The 24656-nt window shown below is 62.1% G+C and carries 22 protein-coding genes; 14 read left to right on the top strand and 8 right to left on the bottom strand.

What is annotated here, in order from left to right:
• Positions 1-44: 44 nt before the first annotated feature.
• On the top strand, positions 45-485 hold the full coding sequence (locus RG2_RS24980) for a PAS domain S-box protein (RefSeq protein WP_033235381.1): 441 nt from the start codon (positions 45-47) through the stop codon (positions 483-485).
• Here RG2_RS24980 and RG2_RS24975 read toward each other — a convergent pair whose 3' ends face one another.
• Positions 486-1124 (bottom strand): TetR/AcrR family transcriptional regulator, encoded by a 639-nt coding sequence (locus RG2_RS24975; protein ID WP_033235382.1) that lies wholly within the window; start codon positions 1122-1124, stop codon positions 486-488. It lies immediately after the preceding gene.
• Positions 1125-1178: 54 nt separating this feature from the next.
• Between RG2_RS24975 and RG2_RS24970 the strand changes: the two genes are divergently transcribed.
• From RG2_RS24970 to RG2_RS24950, 5 genes are all read left to right on the top strand, one after another.
• A complete protein-coding gene (locus tag RG2_RS24970) occupies positions 1179-2111 on the top strand; it encodes a saccharopine dehydrogenase family protein (protein WP_033235383.1) in 933 nt (310 codons plus the stop codon).
• A gap of 31 nt (positions 2112-2142) precedes the next feature.
• Positions 2143-3384, top strand: a complete 1242-nt coding sequence (locus RG2_RS24965; protein WP_033235384.1) for an MFS transporter — start codon at positions 2143-2145, stop codon at positions 3382-3384.
• Between the two features lie 84 nt (positions 3385-3468).
• Positions 3469-4536, top strand: coding sequence for a FecCD family ABC transporter permease (locus RG2_RS24960; RefSeq protein WP_033235385.1), 1068 nt, complete (start codon positions 3469-3471; stop codon positions 4534-4536).
• On the top strand, positions 4533-5327 hold the full coding sequence (locus RG2_RS24955; RefSeq protein WP_033235386.1) for an ABC transporter ATP-binding protein: 795 nt from the start codon (positions 4533-4535) through the stop codon (positions 5325-5327). The genes RG2_RS24960 and RG2_RS24955 overlap by 4 nt, the downstream gene beginning before the upstream one ends.
• Entirely contained in the window at positions 5324-6301 is a 978-nt protein-coding gene (locus RG2_RS24950) for an ABC transporter substrate-binding protein (RefSeq protein ID WP_033235387.1), read from the top strand. Before RG2_RS24955 ends, RG2_RS24950 begins: the two co-directional genes overlap by 4 nt.
• Positions 6302-6364: 63 nt before the next feature.
• On the opposite strand, the gene RG2_RS24945 is transcribed toward RG2_RS24950, so the two are convergent.
• Entirely contained in the window at positions 6365-7369 is a 1005-nt protein-coding gene (locus RG2_RS24945; protein ID WP_033235388.1) for an AraC family transcriptional regulator, read from the bottom strand.
• Between the two features lie 115 nt (positions 7370-7484).
• On the opposite strand from RG2_RS24945, the gene RG2_RS24940 reads away from it, so the two are divergent.
• The 4 genes from RG2_RS24940 (at position 7485) to RG2_RS24925 (ending at position 11813) form a co-directional block, all read left to right on the top strand.
• Complete coding sequence (locus RG2_RS24940) at positions 7485-8939, top strand: aldehyde dehydrogenase (RefSeq protein ID WP_033235389.1); 1455 nt, start codon at positions 7485-7487, stop codon at positions 8937-8939.
• 13 nt (positions 8940-8952) lie between these two features.
• Positions 8953-9744 carry a maleylpyruvate isomerase N-terminal domain-containing protein gene (locus tag RG2_RS24935; RefSeq protein ID WP_033235390.1) on the top strand — a complete coding sequence of 264 codons (792 nt, stop codon included), beginning with the start codon at positions 8953-8955 and terminating at the stop codon, positions 9742-9744.
• A 59-nt stretch (positions 9745-9803) separates the two neighbouring features.
• Entirely contained in the window at positions 9804-10640 is an 837-nt protein-coding gene (locus RG2_RS24930; RefSeq protein ID WP_033235391.1) for an SDR family oxidoreductase, read from the top strand.
• A 75-nt stretch (positions 10641-10715) separates the two neighbouring features.
• Complete coding sequence (locus RG2_RS24925) at positions 10716-11813, top strand: NAD(P)-dependent alcohol dehydrogenase (protein ID WP_033235392.1); 1098 nt, start codon at positions 10716-10718, stop codon at positions 11811-11813.
• A 74-nt stretch (positions 11814-11887) separates the two neighbouring features.
• Here the strand turns inward: RG2_RS24925 and RG2_RS24920 are convergent, their stop codons facing one another.
• The 3 genes from RG2_RS24920 to RG2_RS24910 form a co-directional block, all read right to left on the bottom strand.
• Entirely contained in the window at positions 11888-12172 is a 285-nt protein-coding gene (locus RG2_RS24920) for an SHOCT domain-containing protein (RefSeq protein ID WP_033235393.1), read from the bottom strand.
• Positions 12169-12606 carry a DUF6325 family protein gene (locus tag RG2_RS24915; protein WP_033235441.1) on the bottom strand — a complete coding sequence of 146 codons (438 nt, stop codon included), beginning with the start codon at positions 12604-12606 and terminating at the stop codon, positions 12169-12171. The genes RG2_RS24920 and RG2_RS24915 overlap by 4 nt, the downstream gene beginning before the upstream one ends.
• Positions 12607-12688: 82 nt before the next feature.
• Positions 12689-13903: an ABC transporter permease gene (locus RG2_RS24910; protein ID WP_033235394.1), complete on the bottom strand. Its 1215-nt coding sequence runs from the start codon at positions 13901-13903 to the stop codon at positions 12689-12691.
• 92 nt (positions 13904-13995) lie between these two features.
• Between RG2_RS24910 and RG2_RS24905 the strand changes: the two genes are divergently transcribed.
• Positions 13996-14583 carry a DinB family protein gene (locus RG2_RS24905; RefSeq protein ID WP_033235395.1) on the top strand — a complete coding sequence of 196 codons (588 nt, stop codon included), beginning with the start codon at positions 13996-13998 and terminating at the stop codon, positions 14581-14583.
• 7 nt (positions 14584-14590) lie between these two features.
• On the opposite strand, the gene RG2_RS24900 is transcribed toward RG2_RS24905, so the two are convergent.
• A complete protein-coding gene (locus tag RG2_RS24900; RefSeq protein ID WP_033235396.1) occupies positions 14591-16153 on the bottom strand; it encodes a YfcC family protein in 1563 nt (520 codons plus the stop codon).
• Positions 16150-17505, bottom strand: coding sequence for a M20/M25/M40 family metallo-hydrolase (locus tag RG2_RS24895; protein ID WP_051730603.1), 1356 nt, complete (start codon positions 17503-17505; stop codon positions 16150-16152). Before RG2_RS24895 ends, RG2_RS24900 begins: the two co-directional genes overlap by 4 nt.
• Positions 17506-18145: 640 nt before the next feature.
• On the opposite strand from RG2_RS24895, the gene RG2_RS24890 reads away from it, so the two are divergent.
• From RG2_RS24890 to RG2_RS24880, 3 genes are all read left to right on the top strand, one after another.
• Positions 18146-19618, top strand: a complete 1473-nt coding sequence (locus RG2_RS24890; protein WP_051730604.1) for a hypothetical protein — start codon at positions 18146-18148, stop codon at positions 19616-19618.
• Positions 19619-19716: 98 nt separating this feature from the next.
• Positions 19717-20397, top strand: coding sequence for a class F sortase (locus RG2_RS24885; protein ID WP_080711780.1), 681 nt, complete (start codon positions 19717-19719; stop codon positions 20395-20397).
• 81 nt (positions 20398-20478) lie between these two features.
• A complete protein-coding gene (locus tag RG2_RS24880; protein ID WP_033235397.1) occupies positions 20479-23664 on the top strand; it encodes an acetyl-CoA carboxylase family protein in 3186 nt (1061 codons plus the stop codon).
• 49 nt (positions 23665-23713) lie between these two features.
• Here the strand turns inward: RG2_RS24880 and RG2_RS24875 are convergent, their stop codons facing one another.
• Entirely contained in the window at positions 23714-24655 is a 942-nt protein-coding gene (locus RG2_RS24875) for a CopD family protein (RefSeq protein ID WP_033235398.1), read from the bottom strand.
• Between the last annotated feature and the right edge of the window lies 1 nt (position 24656).

Genomic DNA, 24656 nt, shown 5'->3' with positions numbered 1-24656 from the left:
GGGACGCTAGACTGTTGCGACTGGGCAACATGAGAGGACGTGTTATGGAACGCCGCCGCAATGTTGCGCCGCCGACGCAATCACCGATCGCAGATCTCGAGCAGATGCCGCCGTTGATCCTGCTGGACAGATTGCCGGTCCCGGTGGTGGCCGTGCACCGCGACGGCAGCATTGTTTTTGCCAATCCGTCCTTTGCCGACATGCTCGGCTACCCGAAGAAAGCCGTCGCCGCCTTGCGTCTGCAGGACATCATGTACGACAAGGATGCCGACGACGTCAGTGCGGAGCAGGCTCACCGCGAGTTGAGTTCCGAGCCGGGTTCGATCAAGGAATTTGTCCACGCCGACAGCACTTTGGTTCGCGCGACGGTCAGTCAATCGTTGCTTCGGCGTGACGACGACACAATCACTCTGGCAGTTTTCCACGACCTGACAGAGCGATTGTGGAACAACCCGCGTCATACCTTGGACAAACCAAACGCCTGATCACACGCGGCGCGGCCTGGACTTCTTCGCTTGGTCCAGGCCGAGGGTGGAGGCAAGTGTGCCGACCACCCATTCTTCGTATTGCTCGCCGGTCCACCCCGACTCGACCACGAGATCGGTATAGGTTTCGGCACTCGTCAAAGTGAGCGCGACGTTTATCGCGGTCTCGAGATCGACGGACGGGTCCTTCTCCACGAGCCCGATCATGAGGTGCTGTTGCACGGTTCTCCGCTGAGCGAGATTGGTTTGCCACAGCAGTGCCGCGTCCTCGTCAGCGGATGCGGCGGCGCGCAAGGCCAGCAGGATGTCTGCGGTTCGTTCGAGGATGAGTCGCCCGTGATGAACCTGAATGCGTAGTTGTCCGAGGGGATGTGGCGCACCGAGTGCCGCCGCCACCCACGGCCGATCCAGAGTGCTTATCCGAGCCTCGTCGCCGGCGACCTCGACTTCCAGCAGCGCCGACAATACGCTCGGCTTGTTGCCGAAGACGAAGTAGACGCTTTGGACCGAAACGTCGGCCGCATCGGCCAGTTGTTTGATAGTCGCTGCCGCGTATCCCGGATTGACGAAGACATGCCGCGCCGCCGCGATGATCTTCGATCGTGCGGTCGCCTGTGCCACTGTTTCTACCCCCACCATGCGCTGGAGTTTAGCTCTAGAGTGAAGCTCCAGCTACTCGGAGGGAACAAGAAAATGAAGGTCCTGGTTCTGGGCGGCTATGGCGCAGTGGGTGTCCCGCTGATGGAGGAGTTCCGTACGGACCCCGCCGTGTCAGCGTTTTCTGCCGGGCGCAACGCCGCTCGCGCCGACGTGGCTGTCGATCTGACCGATCAGGACGCCTACTCTCGGGCCGTATCGGGCTACGACGTGGTGGTCAACGCGTCGGGATTCGAAGACGTCTGGTTGGCGCAGCAAGCAGTTCGGGGTGGAGCTACCTTTGTGGACATCACTGCGACGTCGGCGTACTGCGATGCATTGGAAAACGTCGACGGTCCCGTGCTGCTGGGTGTCGGATTAGCGCCGGGATTGACCAGTGTTCTTGCGGCGGAGGCACATCGACTCGGCAGCGGACCGGTGGACATCATGGTAGGTCTTGGCGGCGGCGAACTTCACGGCCCCGCGGCCACGGCGTGGACGTACGGAATGTTGGGCACCAGGTTTCGTGATCCGAGCGGTGAACTCGTCCGCAACTACACGGGAATGAAGGTATTCGACGTCCCGGCCGAGGCGCCTGGCTACCGCAAGGGTCCAGCGGTGCGCGCGGACTTCTCCGATCAACATGCTTTGACGCGTGATCTCGGCGTGCCGGTGAGAACCTACTTGCGTCTGGATACCTCGGCGGCGACGCTCGGTTTGGCCGCGATGACGTGGGCACCGCCCTTGCAGAAAGTAGTTCCCAAGAAGATGTGGGGTTCGGATCGCTGGATTGTCATGGCCCGCACCGAAACCGGCCCGACGCTATGGGCGTCCGGCCGGAGTCAATCGGCTGCGACAGCCATGATCGCTGCGCGCGCCGTGGACGTCATTCGTCAGTCTCCGATTGCGCGACCGACGTGGCTTCATTCGGTGGAGTCGACTGAGTCGCTACAGGCGGGTATTCCAGCATTGGTGGTCAGGCAGACATAGTAATGGAAATGATTTCCATTACTATGTCGCTGTGCAAACTTCAGACACGCACCGACATGTATTTCGAGACAGGTCCTTTCGGCTGTTCTTCACGGCCCGCACTGTTGCAGTCGCGGGTGCGGCGGTCACCGGCGTAGCGATGCCCGTTCTGGTGTTCGACATCAGTCGGTCACCGTTTCTCACCTCGCTCTCGGCCGCCGGAACAGTCCTGCCCTATCTCGTGTTCGGCTTGGTGGCGGGCGCCGCGGCCGACCGTGTCAATCGGCGGACGGTCATCCTGTGTGCGCAGGCTTTAGCCGCTATCGCGTTGGCGAGCATTCCGGCGGCGCAGTCGCTAGGCGTATTGACTGCCTGGCACGCCATCGGCGTATCGATCTGCATCGGAACATGTTTCGTGTGGTTCGACGCCGCAGCATTCGGCGCATTGCCTGCCTTGGTAGGTCGGCGGGGAATACCGGCCGCCAACAGTGCTCTGTGGACGGCGGGCACCTTGATCGACGTGGCGTTCCCGGCGGTCGCCGGGGTGCTCGTGGCGTCGATCGGCCCCGCTTATGCCCTGGGAGCCGACGCACTGGCTTATGTGGTGGCTGCATTGGCGATGGGCTCGATCGGTGCGTCGTTTTCGGTCACGCCGGTGGCGAGCACAACCTCGAACTCCAGCATTGCACGTGATATCCGGGAGGGGCTGACCTTCCTCTGGCGGTCGCGGCTCTTGCGAGCCTTGACTGGTGTCGGCTTCGTGAATTCCCTGACGCAGGGCGCTGTTACGGCACTCCTGGTGGTCTACGCGTCCGAGAGGTTGGGGATTTCGACGTCGAGTCCGATGATCGGCGCACTGTGGACGGCCGTCTCCATCGGTGGGGTTGTCGGTGCCGTCGTGCTCCCACGCTTGCCGGCGCAGTGGCCGGTCGGGTCGATTACGATCGGCTCGCTGACCGTCGCCCCGGTGGTGTTGTTCCTCGTGGCGACCACCGAGAGCGCCGTTGTTGCAATTGCTGCGCTGGGCGTCTATTCGGGCTGTGCGACGATCACCATCCTCAACGGCATCGGTGCGCGTCAGCGCCTGACTCCCGATCATCTTCAGGGGCGTGTGAATACGACGGCGAGGATGGTGGCCTGGGGCGGTTCACCGGTAGGCGCCTTGGTTGCGGGAGCGATCGCGGGGAGCTGGGACATCGGTGCGGCCTACCTCGTTGCTTGCGCCTTTGCGCTGGTCTCGGCGGTGTTCGCGTGGGTGAGCGCCCTGCGGACCGATCCGTGTCCCCACAGATAAGCACTTCGCTATTAATGAAAACGACTGTCGTTATGCTTAAATGCGTGTGTTCATGTCCATGGACCCCAATGGATCAGGAGTGCGATGACGCTGACCGGCGAAGCAGCACCTGACGCGCAGACGCGTTCGCATCCCGTCGACTCCCGCAGGTACGTCCCGTTTCTCGTGGTTACGACGGTTTGTCTTGCCTCGGTGTCCGTCGTCGCGGTGTGGTCGGGTGCCGCGTCGGTATCCGTCGGTGACGTCTTCGCGGTGCTGTATGCGCACGTCGGTGGTCCGCCGGTCGATCCGCTGCTCGACCGGATCGTGTGGGGATTGCGGGTCCCGCGCATTCTGATCGCGGCCATGGCGGGTGCCGGGTTGTCACTGGCCGGCGCCGTGCTGCAGGCGTTGGTACGCAACCCGATTGCCGATCCGTACATCCTGGGTGTCGGTTCGGGAGCGTCCTTCGGTGCGGTGCTGATCATGACAACCAGCGTCGGAACCGGTCTGTCGATCGGAGTCCCGGTGGCAGCCTTCCTGGGAGCGATGGTCTCCCTGATCGCAGTCCTGGTCCTGGGCAGGCGAGAGGGCATGCTTGTCCCGCTGCGCATGGTCCTCGCTGGTGTGGCCATCGGCTATTTGCTTTCGGCTGCAACAAGTTTTGTACAGTTGCGCGCCGACCCGAGTCAGCTTTCGGGCGTGCTCTTCTGGTTGCTCGGTTCGGTGAGTGGGGCAAGTTGGTCGGACCTCGGCATTCCGGCCGCGGTGATCACCGTGTGCGCGGGTGTGCTGTTGACGCAGTCCCGCCAACTCAATGCCCTGGCAATGGGGGACGAGAGTGCACAATCGGTGGGCGTCGACGTGCGCCGCACCAGATTGCTGTTGCTGGTGATCGCGTCGTTGCTGACTGCGGTTGTCGTAGCCGTGGCCGGCGGGATCGGTTTTGTGGGATTGCTTGTCCCTCAAGCGGTACGGCTTGTGGTCGGATCCGATCACCGCAAACTTCTCCCCACGACCGCGCTCGTCGGCGCAACCTTCTTGGTGATTGTCGATCTTGCGGCTCGAATGTTGGATGCTCCCAACGAATTGCCGCTCGGGATCATCACGGCCGGATTGGGCGCCCCATTCTTCCTCTGGTTACTGCGCCGCGACGGAGGAACGCAGTCATGAGATTGTCGGCCAGTGGAATTCACGTCGTTCGAGGCGGACGCCTGGTGGTTTCAGGCGTAGATCTCGAAGCACCCGCGGGAAGCGTGGTCGGGCTCGTCGGACCGAACGGTAGCGGAAAGTCCTCGCTTCTGCGGGCGCTGTATCGCTCCGGAAAACCGAGCAGCGGAATCGTGCGGGTGGACGAGGTGAACGTGTGGGACGATCTCTCGCCCCGATCAGCGGCACGAATCATCGGCGTTGTGGGGCAAGAACATTCCTCGGACTTCTCCTTCACTGTCCGCGAGGTGGTGGCAACGGGCCGGACACCGCACCATGGCGCGTTTTCGCGACTCGGTGAGATCGACCGGGACATCGTCAACGCCGCACTCGCGCGAACCGGTATGCAGGGCTTCGGATCACGACTCTTCGCCGAGCTGTCGGGCGGGGAGAAGCAGCGGGTGATGTTGGCCAGGGCGATCGCCCAGCAGCCGTCGGTGCTGGTGCTGGATGAGCCCACCAACCACCTCGACATCCGTGCTCAACTCGAATTGATGGAACTGGTAACCGAACTCGGAACCACGACCGTTGTCGCGATCCACGAGCTTGCGCTGGCCGCTGCGTATTGCGACTACGTCTGCGTGCTCTCTGATGGAGCCGTCGTCGCATCAGGACCCACGGCCGAAGTTCTTACCGAGGGCCTGTTGTCCGAAGTATTCGGAGTCCGGGTGCATCTCGGAACGCACCCCTTGACCGGGCGACCGCTGCTCGCGTTTGCCCCTCCGCTCACCCATACGAAAGAAGCTGTGACGTGAAAACCTCGATACGTACTGCCGCACTGTTGTGCTCGGCCGTCGCCACTGCAGTGCTGACCGCGTGCGGAAACTCGACTGCGGATTCGGCGGCAGCGTCCTCGGGCGCGATCACCGTCACCAATTGCGATCGGGACGTCACGTTGCCCAAGGCGGCGGAACGGATTGTCTCGCTGTATCCGTCGATGACGGAACTGCTGATTCAGCTCGGTGCCGCGGACCGTATTGTCGGACAATCAAATACCGACCTGTCACCGCCTGATCCCGAGCTTGCGGAGCAGTTTGCAGCCGTGCCGGTTCTGAGCACTGGGGTGCCGGCAAAGGAAGCGCTACTCGACGCCCGGCCGGATCTGATCGTCTCCGACGGGGAGTACTGGTTCGACGGTGACCGGCTACAGACCATGGACGAGTTGCGTGATCTCGGCATCCCGATCTTCGTGAACAGTGGCTACTGCCACAAGGCAGTCACCGAGGGCAGGATCGACGACGTCTGGTCCGACATCGACGGTCTCGGTGCCCTGACCGGAACAAGTGACGCGGCAGCGACATTGGTGGCTGGCGGCAAGAAGTCACTGACGGCCACCGAGGTATTCGTGGCCGGAAAGGCTCCGGTTCCTACGGTGATGGTTCAGGTTTCGGAGGGGCAGTCCTACGCATTGGCGAGGGGGCTGTACAGCAGCGTGCTCGAGGCTGCAGGGGGAAGCAACCTCTTCGAGGACGACCTACCCGACGGCAAGTACTTCGGCCAGGTAGCCACGGAATCGGTCCTGGCGAAGTTGCCGCAGGCAATCTTGGTCGTCTACTCCACCGAGTCGACTCGCGAATCCACGCTCGAGGCTGCCCGCACGGCATTTGCCGGGACTCCGGCCGCGACGTCGAACGCGATTTTTGCTGTTCCGGAGGCGTGGTTCGCCGGTGAACTTGCTTCAATTGACGGGGCCGCCGAGGTGTCTCGCCTGCTGCACCCGGGTTCGTGAGTCCATGATCGCGCACGAGTGGGTCGACGTCGTCATGTTGCCTACGTGCATATTTTCGCGCAATCAACTGCTGCGCCCGGTCAATTCCCTCCGCTTCGCGAGTGGCGTTGTGGAGAACCACCGCTTACAGCTCCGGGTCAGGGTGCTCGGTTCGGAATAGCCAAGTTGCCGTGACACTGCGGAGACCGGGACGTTCGGGTTGGCGAGAAGGCTGAGAGCGAGTTCGCGCCGCGAATCATCGACGAGTGATTCGAAAGTTCTGCCTTCAGAGGCCAGCCGTCTCTGCAGTGTTCGCGGGTGCAGCATCATCAATGTCGCGACTTGCTTCAGTGTGGCCACGCCTGCGGGCAGAGACCGCACGATCAACGCGGACACCGCGTCGTAAAACGCCACATTCGGATCTCGACCCGCCATGAACCGCACAGCAACGCCGTACGCCAACGGATCCACCCGGGGCAGCTGACGATGCATGACTCCGCGCGGAAAGGTCAACAGATTCCGGTCTGAGCCGAACTCGACCGAGCACCCGAAATATTCGATGTACCTGTGTAGTTCGGAGATGCGCGGATGCTGGAATGAGATGTGCGTCGGATGAAAATCCGGGCCCGCCATCATCCTGAACGTCTGGAGCGTCACTCCCATCGCCAGTTCCACGACGTGCGAACGGTACGGCAGTCGATGCAGCACGGTGTCGAGTCCATAGGACACGTCGGTGTCGCCGATCGTCAGATCGACGGCCAACGCCGGGCTGTACACGTGGGCATAGCGGGCGACGTCGTGCAACGCGTCGCCGATCGTCTCGGCACTGCGGGCCGCGATGGCCACCGGACCGAGGATGTCCGGGTCTTGTCTGCTCGCAAGCCTGAGGGCGAAATCCGGAACCCCAAGCTCCTGTGCGCATTGTCCGAGCAAGGTGGACAACGCACTGAACGGAACGAAGCTGTCGTAGGTGCCGATCATGGCCGGATCGATGCCCACGCGGTCACAGAACTCGTGGGGATCACCCCCGAGTTCGGAGATCAACTCGGGCAATCGCGTCAACGACGAAGCACTGATGAGATCCGCCATGTGTCGAAATGTAAATAAATTGGCGCGTGAAGTCAATTTAATCCTCGCGTGGGCAGTGATGATCGACACAGATGACTTGTTCAGCGTCGAACGCCATCCTCGGAGGAGCCAGAAAATGACATCGCGCACCGACCACACCGCTCTGTTCATCGACGGAGCGTGGAGGACACCGGACAGTTCGGAAACCATCCCGGTTGTCTCACCTCTCACCGAGCAGGAGATAGGTTCGTTCCCCGCATCCACGACGACGGACGTCGACGCGGCGGTGACATCGGCTCGAAACGCGTTGCGGCGGAGCGACTGGGCGGAACTTTCCCCCACCGAACGTGCAGACGCCATTCGCAGATTCGCCGACGAACTCGAGAAACGAGCCGAGGATCGCGCGACGACGGTCACTCACCAGAACGGCATGCCCATCGAGCTTGCCCGATTCGCCGAGGGCGCCGCACCCGTCCAACTCTTGCGCTATTACGCAAACCTCGCCGAGTCGACGCCCCCCGAGGAACGACGCGTCAGCCAACCGATGCCGGGCACGACGATCGTGCGACGCGAGCCCATCGGCGTCGTCGCTGCCATCGCGCCCTGGAACTTCCCTGCGGTGCTGTCGATGTTCAAGATCGCTCCGGCTCTAGCGGCGGGTTGCACCGTCGTATTGAAACCGTCGCCCGAAACAACTTTGGACTCTTACGTATTGGCTGAAGCTGCCATTGCGGCCGACCTTCCTGCGGGCGTCATCAACGTCGTGACGGGTGGACCGGAGATCGGCCGGTATCTCGTGGCGCATCCTGGGATCGACAAGGTCGCGTTCACCGGATCCACCGCAGCCGGTCGACACATCGGCGAGGTGTGTGGCGGAATGCTTCGCCCCGTCACCCTGGAGTTGGGCGGTAAGTCGGCAGCCCTGGTTCTGGACGACGCGGATGTCGAGCAGACGGTAACCGGTCTCGCGACGGCATCTTTGCTCAACAGCGGGCAGACCTGCTACATGTCGACTCGAATCTTGGTCCCGCGCAGCCACAGTCGGACCTACATCGATGCCATCACTGCCATGGCGTCGGGCCTGCAGGTCGGCGATCCGATGGACCCGTCGACCTTTGTCGGCCCGATGGTGAGCGCTAGGCAACGCGATCGCGTGCTGTCCTTGATCGAGCAGGGTCGTTCCGAGGGCGGAACCATCACAACCGGTGGTGGACGTCCTACCGACCTCGACACGGGATTCTTTGTGGAGCCCACCGTGTTCGCCGACGTGAACAACGCCAGCACAATCGCACGGCAGGAGGTCTTCGGGCCGGTGCTGTCCGTCATTTCCTATGACGACGTCGATGATGCGCTCGCACTTGCCAACGATTCCGAGTACGGCCTCGGTGGGACGGTGTGGACCTCCGACGAGGAACGCGGAATCGAAATTGCCCGACGCGTCGAGACAGGCTCGTTCGGCGTCAACACCTTCAACCTCGACTGGGGTTCACCGTTCGGTGGAGTCAAAGCCAGCGGTGTGGGCCGCGAACTCGGTCCAGAAGGACTCGCGTCGTACCAGCAGCTCAAATCCATCTTCCTCGCATCCTCTTGAGAATCGAGTCACCATGTCCGACGCAGGACTCGCCGGCGCCCGCGCGCTGGCAGAAAACACAGTCAAAATCGCCGAGCAGTTCGGGACCGCCGAATGGGAAGCCGACAGTGCGTGCCACGGCTGGCGCGTTCACGACCTCGTTGGCCACATGGCGTTCTTCTTCAACTTCATCGCCGATCCGGACCTCGTGTTCCCGCCGAACCCCAGTGGAATGTCCGAGCGGCTCAACGACGCTGCTGTTCGCGAGCGCGCAGATCTACCGCACGAGCAGATTCTGGACTACTACCGGGAACAGTCCGCAGCAGGTCTCGCGACGCTAGCCGCGCTGCAGGGCGAAGAGCTTCGCAACAACACACTCGAGATGCTCGACCTCGGGACCTATCGTCTGCATCAGCTCAGCGATGCGGTGTCGTTCGACCATCTCGTTCATCTGACGTCGGATCTTCTGGCACCGTTCGGACCGATCTCTCGCGGGGATGTCGACGTGGCGGCTGCTATCGACCCGGCGATCGACTGGATGGTCTCAGGACTCCCACAGATGTGCGGCGAAGCCGTCGCCGCCGCATTGACATCGCCTGTGGCACTTCGACTTACTGGTGCCACCGAGCGCACTTTCGTCCTGGCTCGTGGCGGCGAAGGAGTCACCGTCACCGAAACCGGTGACGTGCCCGAGAACATCGCGACGACCCAGGCCACCGATTTCCTGCGATGGGGGACCACCCGATCTGCATGGCGGTCCGCGGTCGATGTTTCCGGCGATCGGAGGACCGTCGCGGCGGTCCTCGATGCCATCAACATTGTGTGATCCACACAGAACTTTCGGTGTGATCCACAGAGAACTCAATTTCGAAGAACAGGAAAATTATGTCTCAATACTTGCAGGACAAGGTCATTCTCATCACCGGCGCGGGCGGGGGGTTCGGTCAGCTCATCGCCGAGAAGGTGGCAGCGCAGGGTGCCAAGGTCGTCGGCGTCGACATCAACGAAGCCGGCTTGAAGGCTGTGTTCGACGGTATCGCGGCAGCGGGGTTCACTGGCACCTACAAGGTTGCCGACGTCACCGATATGGACCAGGTCGTTGCTGCAGCACAGCACGGAATTGCGGAATTCGGAGCGCTCGACGTACTTGTCAACAACGCCGGGGTTATGCCTCTCGCCTACTTTGCCGACCACGAGCGTGCATGGCAGAAGTGGCACAAGGCAATTGACATCAACATCAAGGGCGTCGTCAACGGAATCTCCGCCGTCTACGACCAGATGATCGAACAGGGTCGTGGCCAGGTCGTCAACATCTCGTCGATCTTCGGCAACGCGGGCATCGACGGATCCGGCGTCTACAGTGCGACAAAGGCTGCAGTCACCACGATCTCGGATTCGCTGCGAATCGAGGCCAAGGGCAAGATCAAGGTCACCACGGTCAAGCCAACTGGCGTGACAGGCACCAACTTGGCGAGCTGGATCGTCAACGAGAAAGCGATCCTCGGGCTCACCGGTCAGCGCGCCGGCATCTACATGGAGAACGTCGGTCACCTGACCGAGGGCACCATGCGTCCCGAGCAGAAGGACGTCGACTCGATCGAATACTGGCTCATCAAGCCCGACGATCTAGCCGATGCTGTTGTTCACGTCATCGATCAACCGTGGGGCATCAGCATCAGTGACATTACCGTCCGCGCCAGCGGCGAGGACTACTTGTACTGACGGGCGCTCACAACGCCGACAGACCAAATCGATCTGTCTCACCACTGTCACTGACTCGAAAGACGCAGGAAAGCAATGAAAATCGAAGCAGCCGTCCTCCGTGGCGAAGAAGCCCCCTTCAGTATCGAGGACCTCGAGTTGGCCGACCCGACCCCGCATGAGGTCCTTGTCCGGATCGTCGGTGCCGGCCACTGCCACACCGATGTATTACCCAGGGCCGCAGCAGGGTTCGGAACCCCACCGATTGTTCTCGGACACGAAGGCGCCGGAATCGTGGAAGCCGTCGGATCCGCGGTGCAGACCGTCGCAGTCGGTGACCACGTTGTCCTGAGCTTCGACTCCTGCGGCACCTGCGCCAACTGTCTTGACGCTCACCCGGCGTACTGCGACACCTTCCTGGCCCGCAATCTCGTCGGCAACGCCCTCGACGGCTCCACCCCGCTGACCGACACCGCCGGAAAACCCGTCGCCGGAAGATGGTTCGGTCAGTCGTCCTTCGCCACCCACGCGGTCGTCGACGCACGTAACGCCGTGGTCGTCGACAAAGAACTGCCGCTGGAATTGCTCGGCCCCCTCGGATGCGGAATTCAAACCGGCGCCGGTGCAGTCCTCGAAGTGCTCCAGGTGCGTCCCGGTGAAGGCATCGTCATCGTCGGCGCGGGTGCAGTCGGCCTGTCCGCGGTCATGGCCGCCAAGGTCGCCGGCGCCGGACCGATCATCGCTGTCGACTTGAACAGCGACAGGCTCGAACTGGCCCGCGAACTCGGTGCCACGGACACGATCGTTCCCGGAGTGGGTGATCTGACAGAACAGATCCGCGCGATTGCTCCGGCCGGAGTCCGATACGGCCTCGACACCACCGGGCTACCCACCGTCATCGCGGCTACCCTTGATGCCCTTGCTCTGCGCGGCACTCTGGGACTGGTCGGCGTGCAACAGGGCGATTTGATGATCGCACCACTTGCTCTGACTGCCGGTCGCACCATCACCGGCATCCTCGAAGGTGACGCCAACCCGCACACCTTCATCCCCACCCTGATCGCACTGTGGCGGGCCGGACAATTCCCCTTCGACCGCCTCGTCACTACTTTCCCTCTCTCCGAGATCAATGCCGCCGAAAAGCGCGCTCTCGCGGGGGAAATCGTCAAACCGATACTTCTCCCGGGCATCTAGTTCGCTCGCGCATAAGGTCTCGAAGTAAGGGCTGTGCTCATCCCCGCAATCGGCGGGGATGAGCACGATGACGCTCAGTTCCCGAGAACCCGGGCCTTCTGGGTGTCGAACTCGGCGTCGGTGAGGATGCCGGCGGCTTTGAGCTCGCCGAGCTTGGTGAGTTGTTCGATCTTCGCGTCCATCGATGCTGCCGGCGCAACCTGAGGCGGCAGCGGCGGCAGATCCGGGATCGGTGGAACAGCCTGTGCTGCTGCCTTGGCCTGATCTTCTGCTGCCCAGCGAGTTCGCTGGCGGCGCTGAACATTTCCGTGGATGGAGCTCGCGACAGCTACTCGGCTGGCCCGCCTGAGGAAGCTCATTCGTTGTTCTCCGTTTCATTCAAGGCATCGGCCAGTTCGTCGACTGAAATGTGACCTTCGGTGATCACTCGGGCACCGCTGCGAACCCACGCATCCAGAACGGGGAGCACAGTCAACTCCTCGTAGACGAGAACCGCTGCAACACTTCCGGCGGCGATGTCCTCGCCCACGGCGGCGATGTCGCCGGCGTCGAGCAATCCGGACGCGGCACCGTCGAACTGGGACAGATCAAAGTCTGCGAGGTCGAACGTGGATGCCGGAACCACGCGCAGCGAGTTGTCCGCAGCTTTGACAACAAACTCGAGATCGAGAATGCGGATGGTTCCGTTGTCGACGATCTCGAGCAACTGCTCGAAACCGTCGGCAGTTACTGCGCCATCGGGAAACTCGACGGCAACATATTCGATAGGACCGAACTGGTCTTGACTGGCCATCAGTTCTCTTGTTCCTTCTTCGAGGTCGGTGTTCCGGCCTGGTGAAATGATCATCTGCAACTTTAGTCCGACTGTCTGGTTTCTACGCTTTCACGGTTTCGGCAGCGTCGCGATAGACGATCATCTCGCGCTGCAACGCACGACGGAACCGCGGCTGCTCGGCCAGCAGCACTGCCAGCACCGTCAGGAGTAACCACGTCGCGGCGGCGCTCGCAACCAGCATGAGCACCGGAATCCACGGCCCACCCATCTGCTCGAGCAGCGTCGTCTTGGCCCAAACACGCCAGTACAGCATGAGATTGACGACCAACCCGACACCGTACGAGATGGCGAAGGAGAGCATGAAGGGTTTCCACGTGCCGTCGTAGCGACGTTCGAGAATCGGTTCGGCGCGCAACGGCAAGCTCACCGACATGACGTTGGCGACTCCGAGCCACAGCAGGATCATGGTCAGGACCTGCCCGCAGGCTTTCAACAATTCGGTGCTGTTTCCGGCGCGCCATGACAGAACGACGCTGAGAACAAAGCCGGCGGCGCCGACGAGGATCAGCATCACGATGTTCTTGGCGACCAGCACATGCCACAGGCGGGTACCACCGGAGAGCGCGGCGCGCACCCGACCGGCGTCGAAGCTCAGTGCATTGGTGCAGACCACACTGCCGATGACCCCTGACAATGCGTACAGAGCCAGATAGGGCAGTCGGTCTTCCTTGCTGTCCCACTGGAAAAGTCGGATGAACGCCAGATACGCGAACCCTAGCCCGAGGCTCAGGCCCAGACGGAACGCAATGGATCGAGGTTTCCCGTTGAATACGTGTCGGAATTCCTCGCGAATACGGCTGCCGAGGTCCTGCATGTGCCGAACCGCGGGGTTACCGGCCGCGAGCGGGACATAGCCGCGGATCGCAGCGGCAACGTCGTCACTGTCGCCGGCATCGAGGGCGGCGACACGAGCTTCGAGAACTGCGAGATGTGCTGCTTCGAGCGCAATCCGGGCGGTGGTGACCGCTGCTACCGCGTCAGCTTCTGCTTGAGCTGCAGCGCCGATGCTGGCGTCGGCCGGCAGGGGTGGCTGAAGGCGGGTGATCAGTTCGAGTTGGCGGGCCATGTGCGGTGACGGCGAGAGGCCGCTGTACGTCGGTTGGTTCAGTGCCGCTCGATCCTTGTCCAACACATCCCGGGCACCGATCGCAGCCTTTTCCACTGCAGTTCGGCTCTGCCATCGGACCGAACGTACTTCGGCTTCGGCCGCGAGGGCCCGCGACGCCACTTCGGCCAGATCTTCGACCGCGGTCAACTGCTCACTCCACTCGGTAGTTGTTATGGGGAAATCAGCTCTCCTGCGCACTATCTCACGCAAGGGCAGGCATCGGTGCAACACTGACAGGCATGACAAGCGCGCAAGACAAGGACGATCTGCAGCGATACCTTCAGTCGGCACGGGACGCCTTGCTCTGGAAGCTCGAAGGGTTGTCGGAGTACGAGATCCGGCGACCGATGACGCATACAGGCACCAACCTGCTGGGGTTGGTCAAGCACATGATCGGCGTGGAACTCGGGTACTTCGGCCCGGTGTTCGGACGCCGGGTGCCGGACCTGCCGCAGTGGTTGCGCTCGGACGAGCCCAATGTCGATATGTGGGCCCGCGCAGACGAATCCAGGGATTTCATACTCGACACGTACCGTCGCACCTGGGTCTTTTCGGATGCCACGATCAATGATCTGGATCTGGATGCAGCGGGGGAGGTGAAGACGTGGCCGCTGAAACTCCGTGACGTCACCCTGCACCAGGTACTCGTGCACGTCGTCACGGAAATTCATCGTCATGTCGGCCACGCCGACATCGTGCGCGAAATGATCGACGGCGCTGCAGGTCTGCGATCCGACAACGCCAACGTGGCGCCGGGTGATCAGGCGTGGTGGGCCGAATATCGAGACCGCCTCGAACAGGCAGCGCGCAGCGCCGACCACGCCTGACCCATTTCTACTCGAGAACCGCGGCGGCGCCGATCACGACGACCACGATCACGAAGTTGATCAACAGTAGCGGCCAGACGAAGCGCAGGAACTTGTCGTAACCGACCTTGGCCATTGCGAGTCCACCGACAACGACGACGTTGGTGGGTGCAACCATCAGCATCAGGCCGTGGCCCATCTGGAAGGCCGTGATCACCAAAGACCTACTGACTCCGGCAAAATCACCCAGCGGTGCCAGCAGTGGCATTGCGAGGGTGGCGTGTCCGGAGCTGGACGGAATCAGGAAGGCCAGTGGAATGTTCACGAGCATCACGAGGATCGCGAACACACCCGCGGACGCGCCGGACACCAACTGTTCCATCGCATTGAGGATGGTGTCGAGGGTTTCGGTGTTGGTCATGATCACGGAGACGCCGCGCGCGAGCAGGATGACGATGGCGGGCCCCACCATGTCGCCGGCGCCACGGGTGATCAGTGAGACGGTCTTCTTCTCGCCCATCTTGGCGACGATGCCGACGAGGACGGCTGCGAGGATGAACAGCATCGCCAGTTGCGGGAACCACCAGTTCAATTCGAACCAGTATGGCTCGGTGGCGGTGACGTGGTACGCGTCGTACTCGGCCGGCCCGGTGGTACCGCCGAAGATGCTCGACCACGGGATGACGGAGAAGATCATCAAACCGAAGGTGAGTCCGGTGATGACGAGGACCAGTTTCTGAATTCCGGTCAGCTTGCTGTCGATGTCGACAGGTGGTGCTGCCTCTTCTTCCTCGTCGTCGTCGATGTCGAATCCGACGAGCGAGGTGGCCGGATCCTTCTTCACCTTGGCGGCGTAGCGAAGTACGAATACCACTGCCACTGCGGTCAATACGATCCACAGGATGACGCGCAGGACGATACCGTCGCCGATGGAGACGCCGGCTTCACCGGACGCGACGCCGATCGAGAACGGGTTGACGGTCGACGCCATATTGCCGACGAGTGCGCCGAGGATGATCATCGTCGCCGCGACCATGCGGTCGTAGCCGAGAGCCGTCATCAGGGGGATGAGGAGCGCGTAGAAGCCGAACGTCTCGACGGAGAACCCCATGGTCGATCCGAGCAGCGAGAACAGCACCATGATGACGGTGATGAGCAGCCAACCCTTGTCGCTGAGCTTGGTAGCTAGTTGCGAGACAGCGGTTTCGAGGCTGCGAGTGGCGAAACTGACGGAGATGAATGCACCGAGGGCCATGATGAACAGAACGACACCGACAGATCCGAAAAGCCGACCGATGTTATCGGTGTCGACAAATCCCGTGAGTGGATCCTGAACACCGTAGAGGCCGTTGACGGGGGAGAGAATCAGCTGCTGGATGCGTTCGAAGAAAGTCAGCGGGGACGTGACGGTTTCGAAGCTACCGGGGACGGGTGATCCGTCGACGTCGACACCGAAGCGTCCGGCCGGAATGAACAGCGCGGCAATCCATACCAGTACCGTGACGATGGCCAGCATCGTGACGGCGCCGGGAAACTCGAACTTCTTCTTCGCCGGGGTGTGCGCGGCGCCTTCTTCGGTCTTGGTGCTCATTTCTTTCCTTCGAATGTGCGGGCGTACTCCTGGAAGAACAGAGCTTTCGCGACAACGGCCTTTTCGAATTCGTCGAGAAGCACACGCTCGTTGGGGCCGTGAATGTTTGCGTACCCGTCGGTTGCGCCGAAGAGCAGTTTCTCGGCGGTGGGCACGGCAGTGTCGAGAGCCATCACGATCGGGATGGAACCGCCGCCGGCCATCTGTCCGGCTTCGCCGTCCCAGGATTCCGAGAGCGCGAACATGGCCGCGTCGAATGCGGGGCCGCCCTGTTCTGCAGCAAAGCCGTCCCCGGTTTCTCCGGCTTTGACGTCGAGTTCGAGGCCGAACGGGCGTAGTGCCTGTAAGTGCCGGACCAGTGCTGCCTGCGCTTCGGATGCAGGCTGACGCGGATGCACGCGCAGGTTGATCACTGCGCGTGCGGTGCTCGCGACGGCGTTGACTGCGCCGTCGACGGGCGGTGCGTCGATTCCGGTGACGGTGATCGCCGGACCGGACCAGATTCGTTCACCGATTCCGCCGGTGCCGAGGAGGGGGAGTCCGTCACGTACTTCGGCGAGGGTGCGGAATTCTTCGTCGGTGTAGCTGCTTCCCGTCCATTCCTCGCGCAGCAGACCGTCGACGGCGACATCACCGTTGTCGTCATGCAGCGATGCCAGTGCGCGGATGAGCGCGAGGCGCGCGTCGGGAGCGGCGCCGCCGTAGAGGCCGTTGTGTTTGTCGGCTCCGAGAGTGGTCAGTTCCACGATCACCTGGGCGGATCCGCGCAATGCGACGGTCAGGGTGGGTGATCCGGGGCGAACACTTCCCACATCGGCGATCACCATGGCGTCGGACTGGAAGAGTTCCGGGGCTTCGGGCGGATAATTGTCGAAGGGGCTGCCGAATTCTTCCTGGCCTTCGATGACGAGTTTGACTGTCACAGGCGGTTTTCCGTCGAAGACGCGAAGCGCCCCGATCATGCCGATCACGTTTGCCTTGGAATCCGCCGTCCCGCGGCCGTAGAGCGCGCCGTCGCGTTCGGTGGGCTCGAAGGGCGGTGTGTCCCACAGTTCGAGGTCTTCGGCGGGAACGACGTCGTAATGCGAGTACATGAGGACCGTGGGCGTCCCGACCGGACCCGGAATGGTCGCAATGATGACAGGTGCCGTCTTACCCGGAATTTCGAGACGATCGATCTGGGTGACCCCGGATTTCTCCAAGAGTGACACGATGAAATCGTGGGCTTCGAAGAGTGGTGCTGCGGGATAGCCATCGGTCGCGATCGACGGTATTCGTACCAGTTCGATCAATTCCGATCGAAGCGCAGGCATCAAATCTGCCGCAGCGTTCTTGATCTGAAGAGGCGTCATTGGCCCAGCGTTTTCGGGCATCGCTTGATCTCCTTCTGGAGCAAAGTGGACAGTGGGTACCTAGCTCTGCGACAAGTCGAGCCGAGCACCCTTCAGACCGGTCAGTCCTTAGTCGGAAAGATTACGGTTGTCTGGTTGATTTCGTGCGGTCGGCGTAGACATTGCGCACGTCGGTACCGGGCGGCAGCACGCGAATGGTGCGGGTCGAATTGCGTGATTCCATTCATTCTCGGGCCGCGTGCGCTATGGGATCGCGACGTGCCGGGTGTCGATCAACAGATAGTCGTTTGGTTGATTTGTCACCATTCAGCTATCAGTACGCACAGCTATCGTCTTGTAACTGTGCCGATTGTTGAATTTGTGACGATTTTCTTCCGGGTCGGCAAATCGTTTCGGGAACTGTTCGACCTTGTGGATAAATGCGCAGCTTATCGCCGGTTTCTCCGTGTATCTGTGACAGAGTGTCACATAACAAACCTTTTGGCTGTTTTGCGACGCTATGAGCGCTTTCCGCCGAATAGTGACGTTTGACAGCAAGCGCGCAGCAAGTTTCAATCGTCGAACTGTGTTGGCAATCACATGGCTAATGCCATGTTGGCCTGCTGGGTGCCCCAACTGTTACTTCTCGAGGAGATCGTCCATGAACACATCGTCATCGTCATCAGCCGTGGTGCGGCGGAAAAAGGTCGGGCTGGCATCCGTGTCCGCTGTGTCGACGCTTGCATTGGTCGGTGGAATTGTCGCCGGTTTGGCAGGGCCGGCAACAGCTGCGCCGGCGTCGGCGGCCGCCTTCACTGCGCCGATGTGCGAAGGCACGCAGACGTCCGCTGACTATCCCTACGCGGACGACATGGTTATCGATGGTGTGCGCCTGGATTACTACAACGCCGGAAATGTGGTGCCGCTGTACTACAACAACGACCAGCGGTCACCTGCGCCTATCTGTGGTGTGCGCGACGTCCCCGAGGCCAGTGGTCCACAGTCGGAGTGGATGTACTGCACCGACATGAAGGAAGAGACGTGTGATGAGATCTCGCCTGATGGCGAGCCTGGCTACAGCGATGGCGGGCAGTTCAACGTAGTAGGACCGACGCTTCCGGTCGGCGGCAACGATCGTCTGACTCAGGAACAGGAACTGCTCATCAGCTACCTGATTCAGAATCCCCACCCGTTCACGCCGGGTGGCGTCGCTGATGATTCGACGGCTGCGAACAGGGTAAATCGTCAGCTTCTTATCTGGTGTGTATCGGACAAGGATTATCTCGAGGAAACGAACGCCGTAGTCGATTGCGACGCCGATCTCGGTCCGGCTGAGCAGGCTCGGATTCTCGGGGTCATGAATGTGACACCCGCCCTGAGTATTTCGCTCGCAGACCCGGCCAGTGGCACTCTCGCCAGCGGCGGCAAGGCAACGTTCACGGTGTCCACCAACATGTACGGCAAGCCACTCACCGTGAGCGCTCCCGCAGGCGCAACTCTGGAACTGTGTGAGCCGAACGCAAATGTGAAGCTGACCGGAAACACCCTGGTTGTCACCGGTGAGGGCAATGATCCGACTGACGTGGCGCTGTGCGTCACGTCCCCGGGTGCAGGCGCGGTCAAGGTATCCGTCGCCGGCGCACCCAGCTCGTTCGAAAGCATCCACTGGAACAACGCCGGCGCCGAGTGCCAGGTTTTTGCAACGTTCAACACCGTCACCCCGGCCAAGCTCCAGGGTGATGCGACGGTGACCTTCGATGCGGCTCCGACGACAACGCCGTCCACGACTGTTCCGACCACGACGCCGGGAGCTCCGACCACGACGCCGTCGACGACTGTTCCGACGACAACCACCAAGCCCAACGTGATCGTTCCGATCATTCCGATTATCCCGATCATTCCGGTGATCCCCGGAGTGCCGGTTGCTCCCGCTCCGACCACGGTTGCGGTACCCACCCCGCGTGTGGTCACGCAAACGACCCCGAAGGCTCCGACGGGTGAGCGTCCGACCTCTATCGACGGTGGCGCAGCTGACGAGACTGCAGGTCCGCACGTCGGAATTGCGATTGCGGGACTCGGCCTGATCGGGCTGGCTGCCTGCGGAGCAATCGCCGTCCGCCGCCGCCGCTCGTAGCAGCGGAAATCTGAACCAGTTTCGATCGAGCAGCGTCCGGTGCCGACTCTCCCCGTCAGCACCGGACGATGCTCGTTCACGACAAAGGAACATCTCTGATGACGTCGATGAATCCGAATCCCGTACCGGACGAGCCAGGCACCAGTTCCGCGGAACCTGTGCGCAGGCGCAAGTCTCGCGTATTTGCTACTGCGGCAATAATTATCGCGGTAACTGTGGGCTTACTCATGACATACCTCGGCTCTCGGTCGGGTGAGAGTACGGCGATACCGCCGGCGCCCACGGCCGGCCAATCGGCGCCGGCGGTGCTCGCTACTGCTGATGCGCAGATGTCGCCTGCTACTTTGTCCCTCGATCCGCTCGGGGTGCAGGCACCGATCGTCGACGCGAGTGTCATCGATGGAGCCTTGACCCCTCCCGGCGACGTCAGCGAGGTCGGCATCTGGTTGGACGGTGCGCCATTGGATTCGCAGACGGGCACAACACTGATCGCCGGGCATGTGAATCTTGCCGGTCAGGGTAACGGTGCGTTGTTCGATCTCGGGACAGTCGAGCCTGGGCAGGAGATCCGTACGTCGGATGCCGCTGGGAACAGCACACGGTGGCGGGTGACGGCGGTGGTGTCGCGAGCCAAGGCGGACGGAATCGAGGAGAGTGTTCTGGCCGGGCCGGACGGTCCGCGCAAGCTTGCCGTGGTGACGTGTGGTGGGGAGCTGGAGTTCTCGGACGGGGTCGGCAACTACCAGGACAACGTGTATCTCTACGCCGACGTGATCTAGTGGCGCGGGCGATCCCCCATGCTTGACATTGACGTCAACGTCAAAACACACTGTGGCGGTGACTGACTGCGAAACCTCGGAATGAGACTGCTGATCGCCAATCGAGGCGAGATTGCTCTGCGCATCATTCGAACAGCCCGCGAACTCGGGATCGAGACCGTGTCGGTCTACGCCGAAGATGACGCAACAAGCCCACACGTCGAAGCTGCGACAGAGTCGTTTCCACTGCCAGGCAGCGGCGCGTCTGCGTATCTGGATCAAGACTCGCTGTTGTCGATCGCCCTCGATTCATCGGTCACGCATATCCATCCCGGATACGGATTCCTCAGTGAGAATCCGGATTTCGCACGGGCGTGTGCCAGTGCGGGCCTTGTATTCGTGGGTCCGAGCGCTGAGGTGCTCCGTATCTTCGGGGACAAGTCACGCGCGCGCGGCGCTGCTGTGGAATCCGGCGTTCCGGTGTTGCCGGCCACGGCGGGCGATGCAAGCCTCGACGAGGTGCGGGAGTTCTTCGCGCGGCATTCGCGGGGAATCATGATCAAGGCACTTGCGGGTGGCGGCGGTCGGGGCATGCGTGTCGTGCGCGATCTGCCCTCGCTCGACGACGCTTACCGCGTGTGTGCGGCGGAGGCTCGGGCCGGCTTCGGCAGTGCCGAACTGTTTGCCGAGGTGCTCAGTGAACGTGCTCGCCATATCGAGGTCCAGGTTGTGTCGGCGCCCGGCGCGGCGGGTATCTGTGCGACGGCACTGGGAGATCGCGATTGCAGCGTTCAGCGCAGGCATCAAAAACTTGTCGAAATTGCTCCCGCGCAAGGTCTTTCCGAACCACTGCGCGAGCGTTTGCATGCCGCCGCGGCGAGGTTGTGTGCGGAGGTCGGTTACCGTGGGATCGCAACAGTGGAGTTTCTCGTGGAGGAGCGAGGATTCGTTTTCCTCGAGGTCAATCCGCGTATCCAAGTGGAACACACCGTCACGGAAGAGGTGAGCGGTGTCGACCTGGTTGCCGTGCAGTTGATGATCGCCGACGGCGTGAGTTTCGAATCATTGCATCTTCCTGAGGGGATTACCTGTGCAGCAGGAGTTCCTGGGCATCAGGGAACCGTTGCGGCGGCGTCGGGTATCGCAATCCAGATGCGGGTCAACATGGAAACCATGACGCGCGACGGCGGTGCGCGCGCGGAAACCGGAACGCTTGACGTGTTTGCGCCGCCGAGCGGACCGGGAGTTCGAGTCGACACCTTCGGTGCGGCGGGTTTGTCGCCGAGTGCCCGCTACGACTCCTTGCTGGCGAAGGTGATCACACACACCCGTCGGGCAGATTTTGCTGCGGCGGTGCGCAAGTCGATTGCCGCACTCGACGAGTTTGCGATCGAAGGGATTGCGACCAACCTTCTTTTCCTGCGGGCGATCCTGTCGGAGAAGGATTTCCGTGACGGCGTCGTCGATATCGACTGGCTCGAGGGACGTATTGCCGATCTCGTCCCGGAAGCCAAGGTTTCGGAGCCTCCCGTTGCAGTGCTGGGTGAGACCGTCCTGCGCGCGCAGATGGCCGGAATTGTCGTCGAGATTGCCGCTGTCGGCGATGCCGTTCACCGGGGCAGTCAGGCCGCTGTGCTCGAAGCGATGAAAATGCAGCATGTCCTGGCTGCCGAATCCGACGTCGAGGTGATTCGCGTACTCGGCAGGGTCGGCAAGGCAGTGGTTGCGGGTGAGCCGCTCATGGTGGTGCGCGATGCCACAGCGGCCGAGCGAGTGGAGCGTTCCGAGGACCTCGACCTGGATCTGGTGCGTCCTGACCTCGCGGAAATCCTTGCTCGACATGAGGTGACCTTGGATGCGGCGAGGCCCGAAGCGGTAGCCAAACGGCACAAGCTGGGTCGTCGGACGGCACGCGAAAATGTCGAGGACCTGATCGACGACGGCAGCTTTGTCGAATACGGCGCCTTGACTTTGGCGGCTCAGCGTAGCCGTCGCAGTGAAGAAGACCTGATCGCAAATACTCCCGCCGACGGATTGATCGGTGGCGTGGCAGCAATCAACGGCGGTGAGAGCGTTGTCATTTCGTACGATTACTCGGTTCTTGCCGGTACGCAGGGTATGCGCAATCATGCCAAGACGGACCGACTGCTCGAGCTCGCCGCCCGTAAACGTGTTCCCGTGGTGCTGTTCGCGGAGGGCGGTGGTGGTCGCCCCGGTGATACGGATGCCGGAGCAGGGTCGGGGCTTGAACTGGGTACCTTCCGGGCGATGGCGGCATTGCGCGGCCGAGTGCCGTTGGTGGCCGTCGTATCGGGTCGTTGCTTTGCCGGCAATGCCGCGTTGGCGGGTGCGTGCGATGTCCTGATCGCCACGCCGGACGCCAACATCGGAATGGGTGGACCGGCGATGGTCGAGGGCGGTGGACTGGGTACCTACCGCCCGGAGGACATCGGGCCGATCGACATTCAACGGCGAAACGGCGTTGTGCACGTGGTTGCCGAGAACGATGCTCAGGCAGTCGAATTGGCAAAGAAGTATCTCGGCTACTTCCAGGGTGCGGCGCAGCAGTGGACCGCGCCTGATCCTCGGCTGGCTCGGCATGTAGTGCCGGAAAACAGGCTGCGTTCGTACGATGTGCGACGCGCCGTCGAGGCGATTGCCGACGTCGATTCGGTGCTGGAGTTGCGGCGCGATTACGGTCGCGGCGTCGTGACGGCGTTGATCCGGGTGGAAGGCGTACCGGTTGCCGTGCTCGCGAACAGTAGTGAGCATCTGGGCGGGGCAATCGATGCGGAAGCAGCGGACAAGGCGTCGGACTTCCTGGAACTGTGCGAGGCACATCGGATTCCGCTGGTTACGCTCTGCGACACTCCGGGATTCATGGTGGGGCCGGATTCCGAGGAACAAGCGACGGTACGGCGATTCGGTCGCTTTTTCGTGGCCGGAGCGAGGCTCACGGTGCCTTTCGGGACGGTGATCCTGCGTAAGGGTTACGGTCTCGGTGCCATGGCGATGGCCGGCGGGTCATTCCACGCGCCCGAGTTCACTGTGGCCTGGCCGACCGGCGAGATCGGGCCGATGGGGCTTGAAGGCGCTGTCCGACTGGGCTTCCGGAAGGAACTCGAATCAGTCGAAGATCCGGCTGCGCGGGAAACCCTGTTCGGTCAGTTCGTGGAATTGGCCTACGCACAAGGCAAGGCGCTGATGGCGGCAACAACATTCGAGTTGGACGACGTCATCGATCCGGCAGATACGAGGAAGTGGATCAGGCAGCTTCGCTGCCCGTGAGCCTTTTTGGTAGTGGGCGCTACCAAAAAGGCGCACGGGGCCGAAGGCCCTAAGCGGTAGTGGCAAGGGCCGCTGCAAGCCCGAAAGCAACTGCCATGAGCACAACTTCGCCGATTGCGCGGCGAAGCGATCCGTCGGCGCTCATGCGGTGGGCGGCACTCGCGACGACCCACGTACGACGCCACCACCACCCCAACCCGAGGAGCAGGGCAACGGCAACGAGCTTGGCGAGGACGACGCGGCCGTAGGCAGTGTCGACAAACGCGGTCACAGATCCGAGTCGTACGGCTGCGTTGACAACTCCCGTGATGACCAGCGCAAGGACGCATCGCCACGCGAGAGCAGAGTATTTGGGCAGCCAGAGTGCCCAGGCGCCGCGAGCGGGCATGGCGAGCGCGAGTGCGGCGAGGACGCCGAACCACAAGCCGGCAGCGAGTACGTGGATGGCGTCGAGGATGGATCCGAAGCTCTGCTGCGCCATGTGACCGGTAATGGGGCGGGTGGCAAGAGCAAGGGCAGTGACAACCAATGCCGGTGCGACGGGCACTGTTTCAGGGTTCTTGAATCCGTAGACGCCGTAGCAGACGACGGCAAAAGCGCACACGATGATGGCTGCTCCGACCCGGCCGACATTGACTTCGCCGACAAAAGTTGCGAAGTGGCCGACGGTCAACGCGGTGATCGGCTGTCCGTCGGCGGCAGCGGCACTCAGTGCGAGCAAGGCGATTTCGGCAACCAGCCACACGGCGGCGATGGCAGTGAGTTGTGTCCACATCGCGCTGTTGGGTGAAGCCGGCCGACGCTCGCCCCGGCCCATCCAGGCGAGTGTGGCGATTCCCAGTGTCACGGAACCACATCCGATGGCGAGGACGCGTACCGTGCTGGACGCTTCAGGGCCGGCGGGACTCGCCAATCCCCACGCGATCAGCACTCCCAGCAGTGCTGTGGGTACGGCAAACAGCAACCACCACCTGTTTGCCGTACCGCTCACG

Source organism: Rhodococcus globerulus NBRC 14531, assembly GCF_001894805.1.
Taxonomy (GTDB): Bacteria; Actinomycetota; Actinomycetes; order Mycobacteriales; family Mycobacteriaceae; genus Rhodococcus_F; species Rhodococcus_F globerula.
This window is presented reverse-complemented; position numbering and strand designations above follow the sequence as displayed.

Bases quoted from the DNA above. Each gene is read 5' to 3' on its own strand.
- RG2_RS24980 (WP_033235381.1), top strand. From the start codon at position 45: ATGGAACGCCGCCGCAATGTTGCGCCGCCGACGCAATCACCGATCGCA.
- RG2_RS24940 (WP_033235389.1), top strand. From the start codon at position 7,485: ATGACATCGCGCACCGACCACACCGCTCTGTTCATCGACGGAGCGTGG.
- RG2_RS24880 (WP_033235397.1), top strand. From the start codon at position 20,479: ATGAGACTGCTGATCGCCAATCGAGGCGAGATTGCTCTGCGCATCATT.
- RG2_RS24890 (WP_051730604.1), top strand. From the start codon at position 18,146: ATGAACACATCGTCATCGTCATCAGCCGTGGTGCGGCGGAAAAAGGTC.
- RG2_RS24905 (WP_033235395.1), top strand. From the start codon at position 13,996: ATGACAAGCGCGCAAGACAAGGACGATCTGCAGCGATACCTTCAGTCG.
- RG2_RS24885 (WP_080711780.1), top strand. From the start codon at position 19,717: ATGACGTCGATGAATCCGAATCCCGTACCGGACGAGCCAGGCACCAGT.
- RG2_RS24925 (WP_033235392.1), top strand. From the start codon at position 10,716: ATGAAAATCGAAGCAGCCGTCCTCCGTGGCGAAGAAGCCCCCTTCAGT.
- RG2_RS24915 (WP_033235441.1), bottom strand. From the start codon at position 12,606: ATGGCCAGTCAAGACCAGTTCGGTCCTATCGAATATGTTGCCGTCGAG.
- RG2_RS24970 (WP_033235383.1), top strand. From the start codon at position 1,179: ATGAAGGTCCTGGTTCTGGGCGGCTATGGCGCAGTGGGTGTCCCGCTG.
- RG2_RS24960 (WP_033235385.1), top strand. From the start codon at position 3,469: ATGACGCTGACCGGCGAAGCAGCACCTGACGCGCAGACGCGTTCGCAT.
- RG2_RS24895 (WP_051730603.1), bottom strand. From the start codon at position 17,505: ATGACGCCTCTTCAGATCAAGAACGCTGCGGCAGATTTGATGCCTGCG.
- RG2_RS24975 (WP_033235382.1), bottom strand. From the start codon at position 1,124: ATGGTGGGGGTAGAAACAGTGGCACAGGCGACCGCACGATCGAAGATC.
- RG2_RS24930 (WP_033235391.1), top strand. From the start codon at position 9,804: ATGTCTCAATACTTGCAGGACAAGGTCATTCTCATCACCGGCGCGGGC.
- RG2_RS24955 (WP_033235386.1), top strand. From the start codon at position 4,533: ATGAGATTGTCGGCCAGTGGAATTCACGTCGTTCGAGGCGGACGCCTG.
- RG2_RS24945 (WP_033235388.1), bottom strand. From the start codon at position 7,369: ATGGCGGATCTCATCAGTGCTTCGTCGTTGACGCGATTGCCCGAGTTG.
- RG2_RS24920 (WP_033235393.1), bottom strand. From the start codon at position 12,172: ATGAGCTTCCTCAGGCGGGCCAGCCGAGTAGCTGTCGCGAGCTCCATC.
- RG2_RS24900 (WP_033235396.1), bottom strand. From the start codon at position 16,153: ATGAGCACCAAGACCGAAGAAGGCGCCGCGCACACCCCGGCGAAGAAG.
- RG2_RS24935 (WP_033235390.1), top strand. From the start codon at position 8,953: ATGTCCGACGCAGGACTCGCCGGCGCCCGCGCGCTGGCAGAAAACACA.